This is a genomic window from Bradyrhizobium sp. 930_D9_N1_4, from assembly GCF_052076015.1.
Lineage (GTDB): Bacteria > Pseudomonadota > Alphaproteobacteria > Rhizobiales > Xanthobacteraceae > Bradyrhizobium.
In genome coordinates, this window is the sequence record NZ_CP197236.1 from 3,737,175 (window position 1) to 3,758,484 (window position 21,310).

Sequence of the window (21,310 nt, forward strand, 5' to 3'; positions counted from 1 at the left end):
TGCGAGCAAGAACGTGGATGGCCGGGACAAGCCCGGCCATGACGGAGCAAGGGGATACGCTGCTCGTATCCTCTCAATAGCCGCGTTCACACTCATCCTCGCCATCGCCGGCTTCGTCGGTTGGGTTTACGCCCTCGGCCCTCTTCCGCTCGACGAGTCGCGCGCGGTCTCCACCACCATCGTTGACCGCAACGGCAAGCTGCTGCGCGCGTATGCCATGACCGACGGCCGCTGGCGGCTGCCGGTCGATGCCAAGGCGAACGTCGATCCGACGTATCTCAAGCTGCTCCTCGCCTACGAAGACCAGCGCTTCTACGCCCATAACGGTCTCGACCCGCTCGCGCTCGGCCGCGCCGCGTTGCAGCTCACCACACGCGGCCACATCGTCTCGGGCGGCTCGACCATCTCGATGCAGCTTGCGCGGCTGATGGAGCCGCGGCGGCAGCGTTCGCTCTATGCAAAGCTGCGGCAGATCGTGCGGGCGATCGAGATCGAGCGCAGCATGACCAAGGAGCAGATTCTCGACCTCTATCTCGCGCTCGCGCCTTACGGCGGCAATCTCGAAGGCATCCGCTCGGCCTCGATCGCCTATCTCGGCAAGGAGCCGAAGCGGCTGTCGCTGGCGGAGGCTGCGCTGCTGGTGGCGCTGCCGCAATCGCCGGAGACGCGCCGGCTCGATCGCTATCCCGAGGCCGCGCGCAGGGCGCGCGACCGCGTGCTCGACCGCATGGTTTCGGAGCACGTCGTCAGCGCCGATGACGCCACGCAGGCCAAGGCGGTGCCGGTGCCGAAGCTGCGCAAGCCGATGCCGATCCTGGCGCCGCATGCCTCCGACACCGCGCTGTCGACGATCAAGGACACGCCGATCATCAAGCTGACGCTGGATGCGAATTTGCAGAAGGTGCTGGAGCCGCTGGCGCGCGACCGTGCCATTGCGCTGGGGCCGAACATCTCGGTCGGCATCATCGTGGTCGACAATGAGAGCGGCGACGTGCTCGCGCGTGTCGGGTCGGCCGATTATTTCGACGAGAGCCGGGCAGGGCAGGTCGATATGACCCGCGCCGTGCGCTCGCCGGGCTCGACGCTGAAGCCCTTCATCTATGGCCTCGCCTTCGAGGACGGGTTCGTTCATCCCGACAGCCTGATCGACGACCGCCCGGTCCGCTTCGGCTCCTATGCGCCGGAGAATTTCGACATGACGTTCCAGGGCACGGTGCCGGTGAAGAAGGCGTTGCAATTGTCCCTGAACGTGCCCGCCATCGTGCTGCTCGACCGCGTCGGCGCGAGCCGGCTGTCGTCGCGGCTGCGGCAGGCCGGCGGCAATCTGGTGCTGCCCAAGGACGAGGCGCCGGGTCTCGCCATGGGCCTCGGCGGTGTCGGCGTGACGCTTCAGGATCTTGCCCAGCTCTATACGGGGTTCGCCCGGCTCGGCACCACCAAACCGCTGCGCGAGATCATTGCTGACAAGGACGACCGCGAGCCGATGCGGTTGCTTGATCAGGCCGCGGCCTGGCAGGTCGGCAACGTGCTGCTGGGCACGCCGCCGCCGGAGAACGCCGCCCACAACCGCATCGCCTTCAAGACCGGGACGTCCTACGGCTATCGCGATGCCTGGTCGGTCGGGTTTGACGGCCGCATGACCATCGGCGTCTGGGTCGGCCGGCCCGACGGCGCGCCGGTTCCCGGCCTGATTGGGCGGGTCTCTGCCGCGCCGATTCTGTTCGACGCCTTCGCCCGGACCGGCAAGACGCTGACGCCGCTGCCGAAGCCGCCGAAGGGGACCCTGGTGGCCAGCAACGCGAAGTTGCCGTTGCCGCTCAAGCGCTTCCGCCCGGTCGGGGAACTGGTGCGGGCGGGTGGCGAGCAGGCGCTGCACATTCAGTTCCCGTTGAACGGCTCGCGGATCGATGTCGATCGGTCTGGCGGGGCGGAGGCCGCCGCCATGCCGGTGAAGGTCGCCGGCGGCGTCCTGCCCATGACCGTCATGGTTAACGGAACGTCGCTCGGCGAGATCGACGGGCGACGTCAGCGGCTGATCGATCCGCCGGGTCCGGGGTTTGCGCGGCTCACCGTGATCGATGCCACTGGCGCCGCGGACACAGTTGTCATTCGAATTCAATGACCTTGCCTTAACCGGTTGTCGGAATGACGGTTTCAGCGTAAGCGGAACCAATGGCCGAGACCTATCCAGCACCGCGTTTTGGAGCACCCCGCGAGCCGAAAGCGCCCGTGAATCCGGGCAGCCGGCTGGTGTCCATGCTCGACGTCGCCACGGCCAGCCACGCCCGTGCGGTCGGCTTCATCGTGCTGTGCGCGCTGCTGCTGTTCCTGCCGGGCTTCTTCACGATCCCGCCGGTCGACCGCGACGAGGCGCGCTTTGCGCAGGCCACCAAGCAGATGGTCGAGAGCGGCGACTATGTCGACATCCGCTTCCAGGAAGACGTCCGCTACAAGAAACCGGTCGGCATCTACTGGTTGCAATCGGCCGCGGTCGAAATCGCGTCCGCGCTCAAGCTGCCGAAGGCCGAGTTGCGGATCTGGGTCTACCGGCTGCCGTCGCTGATCGGCGCCATCGGCGCTGTGCTGATGACCTATTGGGCCGCGCTCGGCTTCGTCACGCGACGCGCCGCGGTGCTGGCTGCGCTCCTGATGTGCGCCTCGGTCTTGCTCGGCGTCGAGGCACGGCTCGCCAAGACCGATGCGATGCTGCTGTTCTGCGTGACCGCCGCCATGGGTGCGATGGCGCGCGCTTATCTCTCGTGGCAGCGCGCCGAGGACGAGACCCATCCGCCGTGGTCCTGGCCTGCGGTCTTCTGGACCGCGATCGCCGTCGGCATCCTCATCAAGGGCCCGCTGATCCTGATGTTTGCGGGGTTCACCATCGTCGTGCTCGCGGTCCAGGATCGCGATGCCTCCTGGTTATGGAAGCTGCGCCCGCTCTGGGGCCTGATGTGGACGCTGGTGCTGGTGCTGCCCTGGTTCATCGCGATCTTCTGGCGCGCGGGCGATGCCTTCTTCGCGGACTCCGTCGGCGGCGACATGCTGAGCAAGCTGGGCGCCCAGGAATCCCATGGCGCGCCGCCCGGCCTATATCTGGCGCTGTTCTGGATCACGTTCTGGCCGGGCGCGCCGCTCGCGGCGATGGCGGCGCCCGCGGTGTGGCGGGCGCGGCGCGAGCCCGGCGCGCAGTTCCTGCTGGCCTGGCTGATCCCGTCCTGGATCGTGTTCGAGGCGGTCCTGACCAAGCTGCCGCATTACGTGCTGCCGCTCTATCCCGCGATCGCGATCCTCACCGTTGGCGCGCTGGAGCGGAACGTGCTGTCGCGCTCGTGGCTCGCCCGCGGCTCGGCCTGGTGGTTCGCGATTCCTGCGGCCGGCTCGATCATTGCCGTGGTCGGCGCGGTGATGCTGACGCGGCAGCCGGCCTTCGTGGCCTGGCCGTTCATCGCGGCCTCGCTGATCTTCGGCCTGTTCGCCTGGTGGCTGTTCGATACCAACCGCGCCGAGAGGTCGGTGCTGAATGCGCTGGTCGCGGCCCTGATGCTGGCGGTCGTGGTCTGGGGCATCGTCGTGCCGTCGCTGACGCCGGTGTTTCCGAGCATCGAGATCGCGCGCGCGCTGCGCAATGTCACCTGCGTCGGACCGAAGGCGGCTGCTGCCGGCTACCACGAGCCGAGCCTCGTGTTCCTGACGGGTACGAAGACATTGCTCACCGACGGCTCGGGGGCGGCGGATTTCCTGTTGCAGGGAAGCTGCCGCTTCGCGCTGATCGAGCAGCGCTCCGAGCGCAGCTTCGCGCAGCGCGCCGAGGCGATCGGGCTGCGCTACAAGGTCGGCACGCGCATCGACGGCTACAATTTCTCGCAAGGACGCGCGATCTCGATCTCGATCTTCCGCTCGGAAGGCACGGAGTAGGATGCCGGTTACGACCGATATCACGCCGCGCCCGGGCTATCCGGCGCAGCTGCTCATTGTTGCGGGGCGCGCGCTGGCGCAGCTCGTGCGCTCGCCGTCGCACTCGCGCCGTGCGGAAGCCGCGCGAAAGCTGGCGCGGCATTCGCTATGGCTGAGCGCTGCGGGCGCGGCCCTGGTCATCGTGCTGATGGTCGCGTTCGACCAGACCGAGATCCAGCTGATGCCGGCGCGCGGCACGCCGGGCCTGTGGCCGATCCGCATCCTCACCGACTTCGGCAAGGACGAGTACGTGCTCTCGGTGCTGGGGATTGCGCTGGTGACCGTGGCGCTCGTGGCGGCAGGGCTGCACGGCACCCGTCGCGCGCTGTTGCTCGGTCTCGGCACGCGGCTCCAATTCCTGTTTCTGTCCGTTGCTGCGTCCGTGTTCGTCACCGAGATCCTGAAATATCTGATCGGTCGCGGACGTCCGTTCGTCGGCGGCAAGGCCAATCCGTTCAACTTCGTGCCGCTGGAGGGAACGGGGGCCTATGCCAGCCTGCCGTCGGGCCATGCGGTGACGGCGTTTGCGCTGGCTTTTGCGGTCTCGGCGCTGTGGCCGCGGCTGCGGGTATTCATGTTCACTTACGCAATTGTGATCCTGCTGACGCGCCTCGTGTTGCTGGCGCATCATCCGAGTGATGTCGTGGCCGGCGCCCTGGTGGGCATGGTCGGCGCCATGGCCGTCCGCTACTGGTTTGCGGCCCGCCGGCTCGGCTTTGCCATCCGCGCCGACGGCACCATTGTGCCTCTCGCAGGGCCGGTCTCGGGCCGCCTCAAAAGGGTTGCCCACGGGGCATCCGCCCCATAAAAGCGGCTGCTTGCCGGGGCCGCCGGTTCCACATGCCGCCGCCCATTCCAACCACGAGCTTTCGATTTGTCGTCGCCCCAGCCTTCGGTTTCCATCGTCGTTCCCGTGCGCAACGAAGCCGACAACATCGCGCCTCTGATCGCCGAGATCGGTGCGGCGCTGGATGGCCGCTGGGCCTATGAGATCATCTACGTCAACGACGGTTCGACGGATGCGACCGGCGAGCGGCTCGCCGCCATCATGCAGCAGCGGGACAATCTGCGGCAGCTTCGCCATACAAAATCGAGCGGCCAGTCGGCGGCGGTGCGCAGCGGGGTGCGTGCGGCGCGCGGCGCGATCGTGGCGACGCTCGACGGCGACGGCCAGAACAATCCGGCGTTCCTGCCGGACCTGATCGCGGCGGTCGAGAAGAGCCCGCGGGTCGGGCTCGCAGCCGGCCAGCGGGTCGGACGCAAGGACACCGGCTTCAAGAAGTTTCAGTCGCGCATTGCCAACGGCGTGCGCGGCGCGATCCTGAACGACGGCACGCGCGATACCGGCTGCGGGCTCAAGGCGTTTCGCCGCGATGTGTTCCTGATGCTGCCCTATTTCGATGGCCTGCATCGCTTCCTGCCGGCGCTGGTGCGCCGGGAGGGGTACGACATCGCCTATGTCGACGTGATCGACCGGCCGCGCCATTCCGGCGTGTCAAATTATGGTTTCTTCGACCGGCTGTGGATCGGCATCATGGATCTCGCCGGCGTATGGTGGCTGATCCGTCGCAAGAAGCCGACACCAGACGTGACTGAGGTGAAGGCATGATCATTCAATACGGCCAGGCGCTGAGCAACTATTTCTACGACGTCTTCGTCGCCAAGTTCGACTTCTGGCTCGCCTTCGGCCTGATCGCGCAGCTGTTCTTCACCGCACGCTTTCTGGTGCAGTGGATCGCGAGCGAGCGGGCCGGCAACAGCGTGGTGCCGATCGCGTTCTGGTTCTGCTCGATGGGCGGCGGTCTGATGACCCTGGTCTACGGCGTCGTGAAGCGCGAGCCGGTCATCATCATCGGACAGCTGTTTGCGACCATCATCTACATCCGCAACATCATGCTGATCTGGAAGAACCACGGCACCGCGTCGAAGACGCTGGATAACTAACCTCGAATGCTACCGCGGCAACGCCGTCGCGCCCGACGCGGGCAGGACGGCCGTATCCGCCTCGCTCCTGCGATAGGGCTCGCCGGCCGCATCGAGCACGGGGTAGGCGACCGAGCAGATGTGCGAGTGAATGCGCCTGAGATCGCGCAACACGTCGAGATGCAGCGAGGTGGTCTCGATGGTCTCGGGGCGGCCCTCGCGCAGGCGGTCGAGATGGCGCTCGATGGCGGCAAGCTCGGTGTTCTTGAGCGCGGTCTTCTCCACCAGCAGCTTGCGCGCCTCGTTGGGGTCACCGGACATGAAGACGCCGAAGGCGATCCGCAGCGATTCCATCGTGCGTTTGTGGAAGGCGGCGAGCTCCTCGGCGCCCTCGGCCGAGAACTGGAAGCGGCGCTTGATCTTCTTGGTGGCGAGCTCGCTCAAATTCTTGTCGATGATGTCGCCGATATGCTCGAGATTGATGGCGAACGAAATGATCTCCATCGCGCGCCGGCCCTCGTTCTCGTCGAGGCTGCCGCGCGTCAGCTTGGTCACGTAGAGCTTGATGGCCTCGTCGAGGCCGTCGACGATGTTGTCCATCTTGGTGACCTGGTCGACCAGCGTACGGTCGCCCGTCATCATGGCCGCCATCACCTTGCGCAGCATGACCTCGACGAGGTCGCCCATACGCAAGGCCTCGCGGGCGGCGTCGGCGAGCGCCAGTGAGGGCGTCTCCAGCGCGCTCTCGTCGAGATAGCGCGGCCGGGCCGGGTCGGTCTCCTCGACACGATTGGGCAGGAAGCGGGTCAACAGGCGCGACATGGTGTCGAGCAGGCCGATGAAGAGGACGGCCGTGCCGACGTTGAAGGCGATGTGGAACGCCGCCGTCATCCTGGCGAGATCCGGCTGCCAGGCATGCATGTGCTCGGAGATCACGCCCAGGAACGGCAGCACCAGCGCAATTCCGATGACGCGATTGACGAGATTGCCGACCGGCAGGCGATAGCTCGCGGGATCGTCGCGCTTCGCCCCTTCGAACACGGGATTGATGGCACTGCCGAGATTGGCCCCTAACACCAGCGCGAGAGCCGCGTAGGGCGTGATGAACTGCGAATAGGCCAGCGACATGATCAGCAGCACGCTGGCGACGCTCGAATGCACGGCCCAGGTGACGAGCGCGGCGATGACGATGCACAGGATGGGATCGCCCGTGATCGACGCCATCATGACGCGGACGCCGGGCGCGTTCTCGGCCGGCGCCAGCGTATCCAGCAGGATGTGCAGCGACAGCAGCATCAGGCCGAGGCCGATGCAGACGCGGCCGATATCCTTGATCCGCGAACGCGGGCCAGTGCGGAAGGCGACGAGGCCGAGCACGAACAGTACGGGTGCAACGGCCGCGATGTTGAACGACAGCACCTGCACGATCAGCGTCGTGCCGACATTGGCGCCCAGCATGATGGCGAGCGCGGCGGCCACGCTGACGAGGCCTTCGGCAGCGAAGGAGCTGGTGATCAGCGCGGTCGCCGTGCTGCTCTGGAGCAGCGCGGTCAGGCCGAGGCCGGCGGCAAAAGCGTTGAAGCGGTTGCTGAGAGCCTTGCCGAGCAGCCGTCGCAGGTCAGGGCCGAACGCGCGCAGAATCCCGCTGTGGACCATATGCAGGCCCCACAACAACAGCGCAACGCCGCCCATCAGATCGAGCAGAACCAACGTTCCCATGCTCCGTGTCCGGATTAGAGTCGATTGATGAGGCTAGTGCCAAATGCCTGGGGTTCAAACCTTTTGTTGGCGCATCGGTGTTAACGTTTGCGGCAGCTGCGCGTTCCCGCGGCGCGCGCTGGCGCGTCCGCAGGCGTTGTGCCTCGTGAGCAAGCTCACATTGCTGCCTTCAGGGCAGCGAAGCCGCGATCGAGATCGGCCTTGAGATCGTCGGTGCTTTCGAGGCCGATATGCAGACGCAGGGTCGGGCCGCCCGGCGCCCACTTGGTCGCGGTGCGATAGTCGTTGCAGTCGAAGGGAATCGCGAGGCTCTCGAAGCCGCCCCAGGAAAAGCCCATGCCGAACAGTTTGAGCGTGTTGAGCATCGTGTCGACGGCGCTCTGCGGCGCCGGCTTCAGCACGATGCTGAACAGGCCCGAGGCGCCGGTGAAGTCGCGCTTCCAGATCGCGTGACCCGGATCGGTCTCGAGCCCCGGATGCAGCACGCGCGCGACCTCGGGACGGCTCGCGAGCCAGCGCGCCATGTCGAGGCCGGAGCGATGATGCTGCGCCAATCGCACCGACAGCGTGCGCAGGCCGCGCAGCGCGAGGAAGACGTCGTCGGGGCCGGCGCAGACGCCGAGCAGGCGGATGCCTTCCGCGATCTGCGGCCAGGTCTTGGCGTTGGCCGAGATGGTGCCGAACATGATGTCGGAATGGCCGCCGATATATTTGGTGGCGGCCTGCATGCTGATGTCGACGCCCTGCTCGAGCGAGCGGTGATAGAGCGGCGTCGCCCAGGTGTTGTCGTCGATGACGAGCGCGCCGCGCGCATGCGCGACCTCGGCGATGGCGCGGATGTCGGGCATCTCGAACGACTGCGAGCCCGGCGCCTCCACCAGCACGGCGCGTGTGTTCGGCTTGAACAGTGTCTCGATGCCGGCGCCGATCATCGGATCGAAATAGGTGGTCTCGATGCCGAGGCGGGCGAGCATGCCGTTGCAGAAATTGCGCGTCGGCCGGTAGACGTTGTCGCAGACCAGAATGTGGTCGCCGGTCTTCAGCACCGCGAGCAGGGTGGTGGAGATCGCCGACAGTCCCGACGGCACGATGCCGACGCCGGCGCATTGCGGCCCCTCCAGCGCCATCAGCGTGTCCTGGAACGCCCTGGTGGTGGGGGAACCGTGGCGGCCATAGGTGAACTCGCCGCGATGGGCGTGCAGATCCTCGGCCGTCGGATAGAGCACGGTCGAGCCGTGGAACACCGGCGGATTGACGAACCCCTTCTGCGCCTTGGTGTCGCGGCCGGAGGTGACCAGCCGGGTCTCGGCCTGCTGCGGGGAGGAGTGCGAGGAATCCATGCGTCTGCTTTCAAAAAACGCGTTTCCGCTCGGCGTTTGGCGCCTGACCGGCCGGCCGAAAGGCCCACTCACGTTAATAACAGAACACAGAAGAGTCCCGTCAACCCCTTGACCCGGCTCGCCGGCCGCCCTCCAATGGGTAGGTGCTATTCAGTCGCCGCATGTTGAGGGGCAGCCGCGACCTTCGATCCATCGTCTGACCGGACCTTGCGCCACAGCCATAAGTGCGGGCGCCTGCGGCGGGGATTAGGGTATGGCCTCTCGGGATGGGCGGGTGTTCGGCAAGGTTTTGCAGCATGACTCTTGCAGGGGTCACCCCGGCAGAGACGATCCCAAAGACAACATTCCTGACCTTGAGACGACCTTGAAAGGCCTTTTGCCCATGACACGCGTAACCCTGGCTCTCACTCTCGCTCTCGCCGCCGGCCTGACTGCCCAAGCCGCTGATGCGCAAACGCTCAAGACCGTCAAGGACCGGGGCACGCTGTCCTGCGGCGTCAGCCAGGGTCTGCCGGGCTTCTCCTCGCCCGACGACAAGGGCAACTGGACCGGCCTCGACGTCGACGTCTGCCGCGCCGTCGCCGCTGCTGTCTTCAACGATCCGACCAAGGTCAAGTTCGTGCCGCTGTCCGCCAAGGACCGCTTCACGGCGCTGCAATCCGGCGAAGTCGACGTGCTCTCGCGCAACACCACCTGGACGATCTCGCGCGACACCTCGCTCGGCGCCAACTTCACCGGCGTGACCTATTACGACGGGCAGGGCTTCATGGTGAAGAAGTCGCTCAAGGTGAATTCGGCGCTCGAGCTCAACAGCGCCTCGGTCTGCGTCCAGACCGGCACCACCACCGAGCAGAATCTCGCCGACTACTTCAAGGCCAACAACATGAAGTACGAGGTGATCGCGTTCGGCACCAACGACGAAACCGTCAAGGCCTATGAAGCCGGCCGCTGCGACGTCTTCACCACCGACCAGTCGGGCCTGTACGCCAACCGCCTCAAGCTTGCCAATCCCGGCGATCACATGGTGCTTCCGGAAATCATCTCGAAGGAGCCGCTCGGACCGATGGTGCGCCACGGCGACGACCAGTGGTTCGACATCGTGAAATGGACGCTGTTCGCGCTGATCACCACCGAAGAGCTTGGCGTGACCTCGAAGAACGTCGACGAGAAGGCGAAACTGGAAAATCCGGAGATGAAGCGCGTCCTCGGCACCGACGGCAATTTCGGTGAACAGCTCGGCCTGACCAAGGATTGGGTGGTCCGGATCACGAAGGCCGTCGGCAATTACGGCGAGGTGTTCGATCGCAACGTCGGCGCCGGCTCGCCGCTCGCCATCAACCGCGGTCTCAACAATCTCTGGAACAAGGGTGGTCTTCAGTACGCGCCGCCGATCCGCTGATCTCGCCTGAACCGGCGAAGCGGCGATGAGCACCGAGGCTCGAAAACCGCCGGCCCAGATTGCGCTGAAGATCAGGCGCATTCTGGGCGGCAAGACTGGCTGGAACGGCGTTGCCGTCCAGTTTGCCTTCGCGGCGGTCCTGGGGTGGATTGCTTATGAAATCATCTCCAACACCCGCGCCAACCTCGAGAACCAGCACATCGCCGCCGGCTTCGGCTTCCTGCGCAACAATGCCGGATTCGACGTCAACCAGACCCTGATCTCCTACACCGGCTCGGACACGTTCCTGCGCGTGTTCGTCGTTGGACTCCTCAACACGCTCGTGGTCTCGGTGGTGGGCATCGTGTTCGCCACCGTGATCGGCTTCATCATCGCGCTGTGCCGGCTGTCGCCGAACTGGCTGCTATCGCGGGTGGGTGAAATCTATGTCGAGATCGGCCGCAATCTGCCGGTGCTGTTCCAGATCCTGTTCTGGTACCTGGCGGTGCTCGCGGCCCTGCCCAATCCGCGACAAAGCATTTCGTTGTTCGGCCTGGCCTTTGTCAGCAATCGCGGTCTGGTCATTCCGCGCCCGATCGGCGAGAACGGCTTCGAGGCGTTTCTGGCAGTGTTGGCCTTGGGCATCGTGGCCTCGCTCGCCTTGCGCTTCTATGCGCGGCGCGCGCTGTTTCAACGCGGCCAAATGATCCGGATCTGGCCCTATGTGCTGGGTCTGCTGTTCGGATTGCCGCTCGCGACCGTGCTGGTGTTCGGGCTGCCCTTCACCTTCGAGCTGCCGCAGCTCAAGGGATTCAATTTCGCCGGCGGCTCGCGCATCATTCCGGAATTCGTGGCGCTGACCTTGGCGCTGTCGACCTATACCGCCGCCTTCATCGCCGAGATCGTGCGCGCCGGCATCCTGTCCGTTCACAGCGGGCAGATGGAGGCGGGGTCCTCGCTGGGATTGAGCCGCGGCACCACGCTCCGGCTGATCGTCGTGCCGCAGGCGATGCGCGTGATCGTGCCGCCGCTGACCAACCAGTATCTCAACCTCACCAAGAACTCCTCGCTCGCGGTCGCGATCGGCTATCCCGACCTCGTCTCGGTGTTCGCCGGCACGTCGCTGAGCCAGACCGGGCAGGCGATCGAGATCATCGCCATGACGATGAGCGTCTATCTCCTGATCTCGTTGCTCACCAGCGCGATCATGAGCGTCTACGGTTGGCGCGTCAGCCGGAGCCTGGGCGCATGAGCGATATCACCTCGTCCGCCTATGTTCGCCAGGACCTGCTCACCGAGCGTCCCGCGCCGGTGAAGACAACGGGCTTCATCGGCCTCGTTCGCACGCGCCTGTTCAACTCGCCGACCAACATCCTGCTCACGATCGTCGGCGCGTTGCTGCTCTGGTTCACGATCATTCCAGCAGCGAAGTTCCTGATGGTCGATGCGGTCTGGACCGGCAAGGACCGCACCGCGTGCCTGACCGAGAACGCCGGATTCGTCGTCGGCGCCTGCTGGCCCTACATCCAGGCCAAGCTGCCGCAATTGATCTACGGCTTCTATCCCGAGGCCGAGCGCTGGCGGGTCAACCTCACGCTCGCGCTGTCGGTGGCTCTGTTGATCCCGCTGCTGGTTCCGCGCCTGCCGGCGAAGGGCCTCAACGCCGGCCTGTTCTTCTTTGCCTTTCCCGTCGTCGCGTTCTTCCTGCTGCATGGCGGCGGCATCAAGGGCTTTGGCCTGACCTGGACCGCTGACCTGCTGCAACTGTTCGACGACAGCATCATCGGCGCCGGGCAGGTCCTGCTCGGCCTCAGCAAGGATTCGGCGATCGCACCGCTGCTGTGGGCCATCGGTAGTCTCATCGTGTTGGTCGGCACGGCGATCCAGTGGCTGATCTGGCCGCTGACCTGGCTGCGCGGCACCGTCCAGGGCTCGGGTCAATCGGTCTGGGCCGATTTTGCCGTCACGGCCGTCGTGGTCTCCCTGATCGCATTCTTTCTCGGCGGTGGCCTGCGTACAGGCTGGCGCGCGCTCGTGTCGAGCATCGTCGCCTTCGCGGCGATTGCGATCGTGATCATGCTGATGGGGCTCGACCGCGGCGGACTGCCAGTCGTGACGACCAATCTCTGGGGCGGATTGCTGGTGACGCTGGTGGTCTCGGTCACGGGCATCGTCACCTCACTGCCGATCGGCATTGCACTCGCGCTCGGGCGCCGCTCCACCATTCCGCTGATACGGATTTTCTCGATCGCCTTCATCGAGTTCTGGCGCGGCGTGCCGCTGATCACCGTGCTGTTCTTCGCCACCTACATGCTGCCGCTGTTCCTGCCGGGCAATTTCACCGTCGACGGTCTCGTCCGCGCGCTGATCGGCATCGCGCTGTTCACGGGCGCTTATCAGGCCGAGAACGTCCGCGGCGGCCTGGCCGCGATCCCGCGCGGGCAGGGCGAGGCGGCGGCAGCCCTCGGGCTGTCGTGGTGGAAGACGACGTCGCTGATCGTGCTGCCGCAGGCGCTGCGCCACGTCATCCCGAATCTCGTCAACAGCTTCATCTCGCTGTTCAAGGACACCTCGCTGGTCTCGATCGTCGCGTTGTTCGACCTGCTGGGTTCGCTGCGGGCTTCGTTCTCCGATCCGAAATGGTCGACGCCCTCCACGGCGTTCACGGGCTTTGCCTTCGCCGGGATCATCTACTTCATTTTCTGCTTTGGAATGTCGCGCTACTCGCTGTTCGTCGAGCGCCGCCTCAACGCCCACCGTCGCAACTGATCGAGGTCATCATGTCCGACCCCATCGTCAAGATTTCCGGCCTCAACAAATGGTATGGCGAGTTTCACGTGCTGCGTGACATCGACCTCGAGGTGAGGAAGGGCGAGCGCATCGTGATCTGCGGCCCCTCGGGCTCCGGCAAGTCGACCCTGATCCGCTGCATCAATGCGCTCGAGGAATTCCAGGAGGGCGAGATCGTCGTCGACGGCATCGAGCTCGGGCCGAATCTGAAGCACGTCGACGCCGTGCGCCGCGAGGTCGGCATGGTGTTCCAGAGTTTTAATCTGTTCCCGCACCTCACGGTCCTCGATAACTGCACGCTGGCGCCGATCTGGGTGCGCAACATCCCCAAGAAGGACGCCGAGGCGACCGCGATGAAATTCCTGGAGCGGGTCAAGATTCCGCATCAGGCCAGCAAGTTTCCGGGCCAGATGTCCGGCGGCCAGCAGCAGCGCGTCGCGATTGCGCGCGCGCTGACGATGAATCCGAAGGTGATGCTGTTCGACGAGCCGACCTCGGCGCTCGATCCCGAGATGGTCAAGGAGGTGCTCGACACCATGGTCGATCTCGCCGAGGAGGGCATGACCATGCTGGTCGTGACCCACGAGATGGGCTTTGCCCGCGAGGTCGCCAACCGCGTCGTGTTCATGGACGCCGGCCAGATCATCGAGGCGAACACGCCGAACGAGTTTTTTGCGGCTCCCCAGCACGCGCGGACGAAGCTGTTTCTGAGCCAGATCTTGCGTTGAGACCCTCATGGTGAGGAGGCGCGTAAGCGCCGTCTCGAACCATGCAGGCCCCATTGTGCCCGCGGCCATCCTTCGAGACGCTTGCTCCGCAAGCTCCTCAGAGCCTGACTCAAAATAAGTCATTGAGATATCAAGCTCTGGCCAGTCGACGAGAGAGCAGACGGATGCTTGCGATGAGGACCCATGCCTCCGCGCTGGCGATGGTTGCCTCGAAGTCCTTGGCAAGCCGTCGATTGCGACCGAACCAGGCGAACGTACGCTCAACGACCCATCGTCGGGGTTCGGCTTTGAACGTTCCAACGCTTTGCGAGCGGGTGACGATTTCAATGGTCCATTTGCCCAGGTCAGCGATGGCATCGAGCAGCTTTGGACCACGATAGACGCGATCGGCGAAGATGTGGCGCAGGCCGGGGAACAGGCGGCCGATGATTCGCAGCAGCGGAACTGCGCCGTGATTGTCTTGAAGATTGGCGGGATGCACCTGCACAGCTAGCAAGGAGCCCTCGGTATCGGTGACGATATGACGCTTGCGTCCTTTGACGCGCTTGGCCATGTCAAACCCGCTTGGACCGCCACTTTCCGTGGTCTTCACACTCTGGCTGTCGATAATCCCAGCCGTTGGCGTAGGTTCGCGTCCTTGCCGTTGCCGAACGCGTTGGACCAGCGTGTCATTGATCGTGCGCCACAAGCCAGACCCGCGCCACTTGTAAAAATAATACTGAACCGTCGAGCACGCCGGGAAGTCCTTGGGCAGTGCTCGCCACTGGCAGCCGCTAGCGCCAATGTAGAGAATTGCATTCATGATCACGCGGAGACTGATCTTTCGCGGACGGCCGAGCCGACAGCAGACAGGCATCAACGGCTCAAGCAAACTCCACTCCGCATCCGTCATGTCACTTGCGTAACGAAGTCCATCGCGCCGATATTGTTCGCGGGTGATTTCGGTCCAACACATGTTGTGCTCCCTCGAGTCTTCGCAAACACGAGAGAATCACAACGGGCTGAAATCACTCAATTTTCTTTTCCGGTCAGGCTCTCAGGATGAGGTCGGAGCGCCGGGTTTCTTACTGATCAACTTGAGCCACGCCTCGTAATCTCTCCGAAACCATATCTGCGGCTGCTCATCCGCGATTTCACGCGGCCGAAAGCTCTTTCTGCGCCTATGGCCCGAAAACGGAGGCGCTCGTGCTCGACCTCGTATTCGGCCTCAATACCCGCCTGGGACGCCTGCAGTTCTTCCTCGCCACGCTCGTGCTGGCGGTCGTGATGACCGGGATCTGCTTCATGGTGGCGATGTCGGTGCTGCGCAGCGTTGCGCCCGCCGACATCCGCCCTGAAATTCTCCTGAAGAGCGGGGCCATGATCGCGGCGATCGCGTTCTTCGCGATTGCGACCGTCACGCTGTACTCGATGCGCTTCCGCGACATCGGCTGGGACCCGGTCTGCGTGGTGCCGGCCTGGATTGCGCTGATGATCGTCGATTACGTCGTCGCTCTGAAATTTCCGGGCTATGCGATGGGCCAGGAGCACACCGGGACGATCGTCGGCGGCATCGCCAATTTCGTGCTGACGCTGGCGCTGCTGTTCTGGCCGGGCCGCGAGCGCTACAGCTAGCACCACGGCCGCGCCATTCCGGCCCTAGACGAGCGGCAGCTTGATGTTGCTGCGCTTCTCAAGCCATTCCGGCACCGGCAAGTTCTTCGCGCGCATGAAATCCGCGTTGAACAGCTTCGACTGGTAGCGGCTGCCGGAATCGCAGAGCACGGTGACGATGGTCTTGCCGGGCCCGAGCTGCTTGGCCAGCCGCATCGCACCCACGATGTTGATGCCGGTGGAGCCGCCGAGGCACAGGCCTTCGTGCTGGAGCAGCTCGTAGATCACCGTGACCGCTTCGGCATCGGGAATGAGATAGGCGTCATCGACCTTCGCACTCTCGACGATCGCGGTCGCGCGGCCGAGTCCAATGCCTTCCGTGATGGAGTCGCCGGGGCTCGCCTTGGCGGCGCCGGTTCTGAAATATTCAAACATGCCGGCGCCGTGCGGATCGGCACATGCGATCCGGATGTCCTTGTTCTTCTCTTTCAGATAGCGGCTGATGCCAGCGAGCGTGCCGCCGCTGCCGACCGAGCAGACGAAGCCGTCGACCTTGCCGCCGGTCTGCTCCCAGATTTCGGGGCCGGTCGACTCGTAATGCGCCTTCGCATTGTCGAGGTTGTTCCACTGGTCGGCGAACAGCACGCCATTCGGCTCGGTCTTGCGCAGCTCGTCCGCAAGCCGGCGCCCGACATGCTGGTAATTGTTGGGGTTGGAGTAGGGAAGTGCCGGCGATTCCAGCAGCTCGGCGCCGCACAGCTTCAGGAAATCCTTCTTCTCCTGACTCTGCGTCTCCGGGATCACGATCAGCGTGCGATAGCCGCGCGCACTTGCAACGACCGCAAGGCCGATTCCGGTGTTGCCAGCGGTGGCCTCCACCACGAGACCGCCCGGCTTGAGCTCGCCGCGCTTCTCGGCCTCGAGGATCATCCATTTGCCGGCGCGGTCCTTGACCGACTGGCCGGGATTCATGAACTCGGCCTTGCCCAGAATGGTGCATCCGGTCAGTTCGGAGGCGCGCTTGAGCTTGATGAGCGGGGTGTTGCCGATGGCTTCGACAACGTCGTTTTTGATGGTCATGTCAGGCAATTACCGGCTGGTTCACAAGATGGGCGCGACCCTAAAGTAGGGGGGCTGGCCTTACAAGCGACCGTTGCAAGGCGATCCCGCAAACTCTTATTGCTGCTTTGCGAAGATGACCTGCCGGACGTCGATATTCCCGGACAGGAATCCGGCTTCGCAATAAGACAGATAATATTCCCAGAGCCGCCGGAACCGGTCGTCGAAGCCGAGCGGCACGAGGCCCGGCCAGGCGGCGCGGAAGTTATTCCGCCAGGCGGCCAGCGTCTTGGCATAATCTTGCCCGAAAATGTGCTCGCGGATGACGGGCACGCCGAACCTGTCGCCGAGCGACTTGAGCACGGCGGGCGAGGGCAGCATGCCGCCAGGAAAGACGTAGCGCTGGATGAAGTCCACCTCGCGCCGGTAGCCCTGGAACAGCCTGTCCTGGATGGTGATCGCCTGGATGCCGGCGAGTCCGCCGGGCAGCAAGCGGTCGCGTAGCTGCGCGAAATATCGGGGCCAGAACTGCTCACCGACCGCCTCGATCATCTCGATCGAGGCGATGCGGTCGTAGCGGTCGCTCTCGTCGCGATAGTCCTGAAGACGGATCTCGACCTTCTCGCCGAGGCCTGCGTCGCGAATTCGCTTCTGCGCGAAATCGCGCTGCTCCGTCGAGAGGGTGAGGCCGACCACGCGCGTGCCGAAGGTCTTCGCGGCGAACTCGGCAAAGCCGCCCCAGCCGCAGCCGATCTCGAGCAGCGTCTGGCCCGGCCGCAGGTCGAGCGCCTCGGCGAGCCGGCGGTATTTGTTGGTCTGGGCTGTCGCGAGATCAGAGGTGCTCTCCTCGAAGAGCGCCGAGGAATAGGTCATGCCGGGATCGAGCCATGCCGAATAGAACGCGTTGCCGATGTCGTAATGGGCCTGGATGTTGCGCTGGGCCTGGCGGCGGGTGTTGCGGTTGAACCAGTGCTGCACCATCTGGGCGAAGCGCATCAGCGGCTTGTCGTTCAGCAGGGCCTGGATCAGATCGTGGTTGACGCAGAACAGGTAGAGGAATTGCGTCAGGTCGGGCGTGTCCCAGTCGCCGGCGAGATAGGCCTCCGCCATGCCGATGTCGCCGCTGTTGATCAGGCGCGACGCGAAGCCGTAATTGTGCAGCCGCATCGCGGCGTCCGGGCCCGGCTCCTGGCCGCCGAGGCGGATCACGCGCCCGTCAGGCAGCGTGACATGGAGCGTTCCGCGCCGCAGCCGCGATCCGAAGCCGAGCGCAAGGCGAACGATGCGCGGCAGCTCGGCGAGCACGGTGTCGATGTTGTCAGGCGTCACCGGGATGGCACGCGACATCGGCGGACCCATCACTTGAATGGATATTGTCCGGCCGCGAGCCAGGCACGCCCATGCCGCCTCGTATCGCTTCACCCGAGCGCGCCTCGCCAACGGTCGGCGTCGAATCATATAGGTGCACGTGGCGGCCGCCGCCAAGGTGTCTCGCTGGCTGGACCGTGCGGCAATCCATCGCCGCGTGCGCAGCGTGAGCGCAGCTGTTACCCGGGTCCGGGCAAGCCTTCGTGCGCCGCGGCGCAGGTTTCGGTGGAGCGCTTGCCGAAGCCGGTGGTCCTGGCCTCGGCATGACGGCAATATCACATGAAATCTTGGTAAGCTTGAATGTGCCTTAGACTGGCGCAAGAATACAAAAAAACCTTGTGAGACAGGTACATTTTGTATTTGTAGATGGCGCCAGGCCGACGCATTGGGGCTGCGCTTCGCACCTGCGGGACTGTCCCGCTGTTCCGCGCCCGGCTAGGATGGATGCCAGGTTCCGCAGAAAGCATCACCTGTGAACGAGTTGCCCAAAGCCCGCCGACTGTTCCGCCGCGAATCGGTTAATCCGTTCGTGCGGCGGCGGCTGAATCTGCCCGGCAGGGGGTGGATGTGACACAGGATGGTCCGGCGGTCGCCATGCGGCGATCTCTAGGTCTTTCGTCCCGGACGCTGCGAGCGGCGCGCTGGATTGCCGTCGCGTGCCTTGCCGCGAGTTCGGGCGCCTGCGTGCTGACCCAGGATCTGCCTGATCCCGCACTCGATGTTCCCACGAGCTACAAATACGCCGGCAAGGCGGACGCGCCGCCGACGCTGGACTGGTGGCGCAGCTTCCGTTCCTCAGAGCTCACGCAACTGATGGAGGAGGCGCACACCGTCAATCTCGACATCGCCGCCGCCGTGGCGCGCATCGTCCAGGCCGACGCGCAGGCGCGGCAGGCGGGCGCGGCGCTGCTGCCCAGCCTGTCGGGGACGGGACAGGAGACCTATTCGCGCACCTCCGGCTCCTCGGCCTCCGGACTTACCAATGGCGGCCGTGAGGTCGTCAACTACCAGGCGTCGCTGAGCGCGAGCTACCAGCTCGACTTCTGGGGCCAAAACCGCGACGCCCTGCAGACCGCGGAAGAGACCGCCAACGCCAACCGCTTCGACCGGGACGTCGTCGCGCTGACGACGCTGTCCGCCGTTGCCAACGCCTATTTCCAGGTGCTGGCTTCGCAGGACCGCATCAGGACATCACAGCGCAACATCGCGAGCGCGCAACGCATTCTCGATGCGGTCAGAGAGCGCCGCAAGGCCGGTACCGGCACCGATCTCGACGTCGCGCAGCAGGAGAGCGTGCTCGCCAACCAGAAGGCGCTGGTGCCGCCGCTGCGCCAGACGCTCGACCAGAACAGAAATGCGCTCGCCGTGCTGGTGTCGCGTCCGCCGGAAAGCGTGCGCATCGGCGGCGGCTCCCTGAACAGCATCGCGATCCCGCGCGTCACGCCCGGCCTGCCGTCGGAGATATTGACGCAACGGCCGGATATTCGCCGGCAGGAAGCGCAGCTCGCCTCCGCCACGGCCAATATCGGCAACGCGCGCGCGCAGTTCTTTCCGACGATCCAGTTGACCGGCAATGGCGGCTACCAGAGCTCGGCGCTGGTGTCGCTGTTCCAGCCGCATGCGGCGTTCTTCCAGCTGGTCGGCAGCGCGACGCAGCCGATCTTCGACGGCGGCAAGATCCTCGGCAATTTCGAGTTCGCCAAGGCGCGCCAGGACGAGTTGCTCCAGACCTACCGCAAGACCATCATCCAGTCGTTCACCGACGTCGACAACGCGCTGTTCTCGATCAGGCAGACCACGATCAAGCTGCAATTGCAGCGCGATGTGCTCAACGCCTCCCGGCGCGCCTTCGACCTGTCGGAGCAGCAATTGCGCGCCGGGACCGCCGACATCGTGACCGTGCTCAACACCCAACTCACCCTGTTCACGGCGGAAGACGCGCTGTCGCAGGCCCAACTCGCTCGGCTTCTCGCCATCGTCAGCCTGTACCAGGCGCTCGGCGGCGGCTGGGAGCCGCGCATGGAGAAACCGGTCAATGCTCTTTAAGCCGGACAGCAAGCAAGGCGCGAAAGAGGGGACGGCGAAAAAGTCGCGCGGTCGCGGCTTCGTCATGACCCTGATCACGCTCGCGATCCTCGGTGGCCTCGGCTATTTCGGATGGACCGTCTGGCATCAGCAGCCGCAACAGGCGAACGGCCGCAATCAGCGCCCCGATCTGCCGGTGCCGGTGCTGGCGGCAACCCCGCGCGTCCAGGACGTTCCGGTCTATCTCGACGGCGTCGGTGCGATCCGCGCGCTCAACACCGTGACGGTGCGCTCACAAGTCGACGGCAAGCTGATTGCGGTCAAATTCACCGAAGGTCAGGACGTCACGAAGGGCGACGTGCTCGGCGAAATCGATCCGGCGCTCTACCAGGCGACGTATGACCAGGCTGTCGCCAAGAAGGCGCAGGACGAGGCCCAGCTCGCCAACCAGCGCATCGATCTCACGCGCTACGAGCAGCTCGCCGCGTCCAATGCCGGCTCCAAGCAGCAGGCCGACACCCAGCGCGCGCTGGTAGCGCAGACCGAAGCACTGGTGAAGGCCGACCAGGCTTCGATCGACAATGCGGCGGCGACGCTGAGCTACACCAAGATCGTGGCGCCGATCTCGGGCCGCGCCGGCCTGCGCCAGGTCGACCAGGGCAACATCATCCACGCTTCCGACACCACGGGCCTCGTGGTGATCACGCAATTGCAGCCGATCGCGGTGTGGTTCAGCCTGCCGCAGCAGCAGATCATGCGCGTCAACGCGGCGGCGTCGAAGGGCACGCTCGCGGTCGACGTGTTCGGCAATGACGGCATCACCGTGATCGACACCGGCAAACTCACCGGCATCGACAACCAGGTCGACCAGACCACGGGCACGCTCAAGCTCAAGGCCGAATTCCCCAACGCCAATTACCAGCTCTGGCCGGGCCAGTTCGTCAACGTCCGCCTCAAGGTCGAGACGCTGATGCAGGCGCTGGTGGTGCCGACATCGGCCGTGCAGCGTGGCCCGATCGGAACTTTCAGCTACGTCATCGGCGAAGACAACGTCGTCACCGCCAAGCCGGTGACGGTGACGCAGCAAAACGAGCACGACGCGGTCATTGCGAGCGGCGTGTCGGCGACCGACAAGGTCGTCACCACGGGTTTTGCCAATCTCTCCGACGGCTCCAAGGTGATGATCGGCCGCGATGATCAGACCCCGTCGGCCGACCTCGCGCCACGCAAGCGCACGCGCGGGCCGGATGGCCAGAAGAAGGACGGTCAGGCCAAGGAAGGTCAAAAGGACGGACAAGCCAAGGATGGCGAGCACCGCGCGAAGCGGAGCAGCCCCGAGGGCGACCAGAAGGGGCAGACCGGGCCGGCACCGGGGCCGGGCGCATCGGGAAGTGGAGCCAAGCAGCCATGATCCCGACAACAGCCGCCTGAGC

General features: G+C 65.0%; 17 protein-coding genes. 12 read left to right on the plus strand and 5 right to left on the minus strand.

The genetic code is table 11. The features are described from left to right. Positions 1-13 precede the first annotated feature (13 nt). The 5 genes from pbpC to AB7532_RS17660 all read left to right on the plus strand — a co-directional run bounded on the left by pbpC (position 14) and on the right by AB7532_RS17660 (position 5,898). Positions 14-2,122, plus strand: coding sequence for a penicillin-binding protein 1C (gene pbpC, locus AB7532_RS17640; protein ID WP_441236037.1), 2,109 nt, complete (start codon positions 14-16; stop codon positions 2,120-2,122). A gap of 50 nt (positions 2,123-2,172) precedes the next feature. Further along, a complete protein-coding gene (locus AB7532_RS17645; protein ID WP_441236038.1) occupies positions 2,173-3,915 on the plus strand; it encodes an ArnT family glycosyltransferase in 1,743 nt (580 codons plus the stop codon). A 1-nt stretch (position 3,916) separates the two neighbouring features. Next, a complete protein-coding gene (locus AB7532_RS17650) occupies positions 3,917-4,762 on the plus strand; it encodes a phosphatase PAP2 family protein (protein WP_441236039.1) in 846 nt (281 codons plus the stop codon). Between the two features lie 66 nt (positions 4,763-4,828). Further along, entirely contained in the window at positions 4,829-5,563 is a 735-nt protein-coding gene (locus AB7532_RS17655; RefSeq protein WP_441236040.1) for a glycosyltransferase family 2 protein, read from the plus strand. Beyond that, complete coding sequence (locus AB7532_RS17660; RefSeq protein WP_441236041.1) at positions 5,560-5,898, plus strand: lipid-A-disaccharide synthase N-terminal domain-containing protein; 339 nt, start codon at positions 5,560-5,562, stop codon at positions 5,896-5,898. Before AB7532_RS17655 ends, AB7532_RS17660 begins: the two co-directional genes overlap by 4 nt. A gap of 9 nt (positions 5,899-5,907) precedes the next feature. Here the strand turns inward: AB7532_RS17660 and AB7532_RS17665 are convergent, their stop codons facing one another. Both AB7532_RS17665 and metC read right to left on the minus strand, forming a co-directional pair. Next, on the minus strand, positions 5,908-7,596 hold the full coding sequence (locus tag AB7532_RS17665; RefSeq protein WP_441236042.1) for a Na/Pi cotransporter family protein: 1,689 nt from the start codon (positions 7,594-7,596) through the stop codon (positions 5,908-5,910). Positions 7,597-7,751: 155 nt separating this feature from the next. After that, positions 7,752-8,936, minus strand: a complete 1,185-nt coding sequence (metC, locus tag AB7532_RS17670) for a cystathionine beta-lyase (RefSeq protein WP_441236043.1) — start codon at positions 8,934-8,936, stop codon at positions 7,752-7,754. Between the two features lie 382 nt (positions 8,937-9,318). On the opposite strand from metC, the gene AB7532_RS17675 reads away from it, so the two are divergent. From AB7532_RS17675 to AB7532_RS17690, 4 genes are read left to right on the plus strand one after another with little or no spacing between them, the layout of a single operon-like run. Next, complete coding sequence (locus AB7532_RS17675) at positions 9,319-10,335, plus strand: amino acid ABC transporter substrate-binding protein (RefSeq protein ID WP_441236044.1); 1,017 nt, start codon at positions 9,319-9,321, stop codon at positions 10,333-10,335. Positions 10,336-10,360: 25 nt separating this feature from the next. Then, the gene (locus AB7532_RS17680) at positions 10,361-11,566 is read left to right on the plus strand and encodes an amino acid ABC transporter permease (protein ID WP_441236045.1); all 1,206 of its coding nucleotides are present in this window, start codon (positions 10,361-10,363) and stop codon (positions 11,564-11,566) included. Beyond that, positions 11,563-13,083: an amino acid ABC transporter permease gene (locus AB7532_RS17685; RefSeq protein WP_441236046.1), complete on the plus strand. Its 1,521-nt coding sequence runs from the start codon at positions 11,563-11,565 to the stop codon at positions 13,081-13,083. Before AB7532_RS17680 ends, AB7532_RS17685 begins: the two co-directional genes overlap by 4 nt. Before the next feature lie 11 nt (positions 13,084-13,094). Beyond that, complete coding sequence (locus AB7532_RS17690; RefSeq protein WP_441236047.1) at positions 13,095-13,832, plus strand: amino acid ABC transporter ATP-binding protein; 738 nt, start codon at positions 13,095-13,097, stop codon at positions 13,830-13,832. 130 nt (positions 13,833-13,962) lie between these two features. Here AB7532_RS17690 and AB7532_RS17695 read toward each other — a convergent pair whose 3' ends face one another. Next, positions 13,963-14,787, minus strand: coding sequence for an IS5 family transposase (locus AB7532_RS17695; protein WP_441233133.1), 825 nt, complete (start codon positions 14,785-14,787; stop codon positions 13,963-13,965). Between the two features lie 230 nt (positions 14,788-15,017). On the opposite strand from AB7532_RS17695, the gene AB7532_RS17700 reads away from it, so the two are divergent. Continuing rightward, positions 15,018-15,446, plus strand: a complete 429-nt coding sequence (locus AB7532_RS17700) for a DUF805 domain-containing protein (RefSeq protein ID WP_441236048.1) — start codon at positions 15,018-15,020, stop codon at positions 15,444-15,446. Between the two features lie 24 nt (positions 15,447-15,470). Here the strand turns inward: AB7532_RS17700 and AB7532_RS17705 are convergent, their stop codons facing one another. Together AB7532_RS17705 and AB7532_RS17710 are read right to left on the minus strand one after the other, a co-directional pair. After that, positions 15,471-16,505 carry a cysteine synthase A gene (locus AB7532_RS17705; RefSeq protein ID WP_441236049.1) on the minus strand — a complete coding sequence of 345 codons (1,035 nt, stop codon included), beginning with the start codon at positions 16,503-16,505 and terminating at the stop codon, positions 15,471-15,473. Between the two features lie 96 nt (positions 16,506-16,601). Further along, the gene (locus tag AB7532_RS17710) at positions 16,602-17,831 is read right to left on the minus strand and encodes a class I SAM-dependent methyltransferase (RefSeq protein ID WP_441236050.1); all 1,230 of its coding nucleotides are present in this window, start codon (positions 17,829-17,831) and stop codon (positions 16,602-16,604) included. Between the two features lie 615 nt (positions 17,832-18,446). Between AB7532_RS17710 and AB7532_RS17715 the strand changes: the two genes are divergently transcribed. Both AB7532_RS17715 and AB7532_RS17720 read left to right on the plus strand, forming a co-directional pair. Then, the gene (locus AB7532_RS17715; protein ID WP_441236051.1) at positions 18,447-19,898 is read left to right on the plus strand and encodes an efflux transporter outer membrane subunit; all 1,452 of its coding nucleotides are present in this window, start codon (positions 18,447-18,449) and stop codon (positions 19,896-19,898) included. Beyond that, on the plus strand, positions 19,888-21,288 hold the full coding sequence (locus tag AB7532_RS17720) for an efflux RND transporter periplasmic adaptor subunit (protein WP_441236052.1): 1,401 nt from the start codon (positions 19,888-19,890) through the stop codon (positions 21,286-21,288). Before AB7532_RS17715 ends, AB7532_RS17720 begins: the two co-directional genes overlap by 11 nt. Positions 21,289-21,310: the final 22 nt, after the last annotated feature.

Bases quoted from the DNA above. Each gene is read 5' to 3' on its own strand.
- AB7532_RS17645 (WP_441236038.1), top strand. From the start codon at position 2,173: ATGGCCGAGACCTATCCAGCACCGCGTTTTGGAGCACCCCGCGAGCCG.
- AB7532_RS17650 (WP_441236039.1), top strand. From the start codon at position 3,917: ATGCCGGTTACGACCGATATCACGCCGCGCCCGGGCTATCCGGCGCAG.
- AB7532_RS17660 (WP_441236041.1), top strand. From the start codon at position 5,560: ATGATCATTCAATACGGCCAGGCGCTGAGCAACTATTTCTACGACGTC.
- AB7532_RS17665 (WP_441236042.1), bottom strand. From the start codon at position 7,596: ATGGGAACGTTGGTTCTGCTCGATCTGATGGGCGGCGTTGCGCTGTTG.
- metC (WP_441236043.1), bottom strand. From the start codon at position 8,936: ATGGATTCCTCGCACTCCTCCCCGCAGCAGGCCGAGACCCGGCTGGTC.
- AB7532_RS17675 (WP_441236044.1), top strand. From the start codon at position 9,319: ATGACACGCGTAACCCTGGCTCTCACTCTCGCTCTCGCCGCCGGCCTG.
- AB7532_RS17680 (WP_441236045.1), top strand. From the start codon at position 10,361: ATGAGCACCGAGGCTCGAAAACCGCCGGCCCAGATTGCGCTGAAGATC.
- AB7532_RS17685 (WP_441236046.1), top strand. From the start codon at position 11,563: ATGAGCGATATCACCTCGTCCGCCTATGTTCGCCAGGACCTGCTCACC.
- AB7532_RS17690 (WP_441236047.1), top strand. From the start codon at position 13,095: ATGTCCGACCCCATCGTCAAGATTTCCGGCCTCAACAAATGGTATGGC.
- AB7532_RS17695 (WP_441233133.1), bottom strand. From the start codon at position 14,787: ATGTGTTGGACCGAAATCACCCGCGAACAATATCGGCGCGATGGACTT.
- AB7532_RS17705 (WP_441236049.1), bottom strand. From the start codon at position 16,505: ATGACCATCAAAAACGACGTTGTCGAAGCCATCGGCAACACCCCGCTC.
- AB7532_RS17710 (WP_441236050.1), bottom strand. From the start codon at position 17,831: ATGTCGCGTGCCATCCCGGTGACGCCTGACAACATCGACACCGTGCTC.
- AB7532_RS17715 (WP_441236051.1), top strand. From the start codon at position 18,447: ATGCGGCGATCTCTAGGTCTTTCGTCCCGGACGCTGCGAGCGGCGCGC.
- AB7532_RS17720 (WP_441236052.1), top strand. From the start codon at position 19,888: ATGCTCTTTAAGCCGGACAGCAAGCAAGGCGCGAAAGAGGGGACGGCG.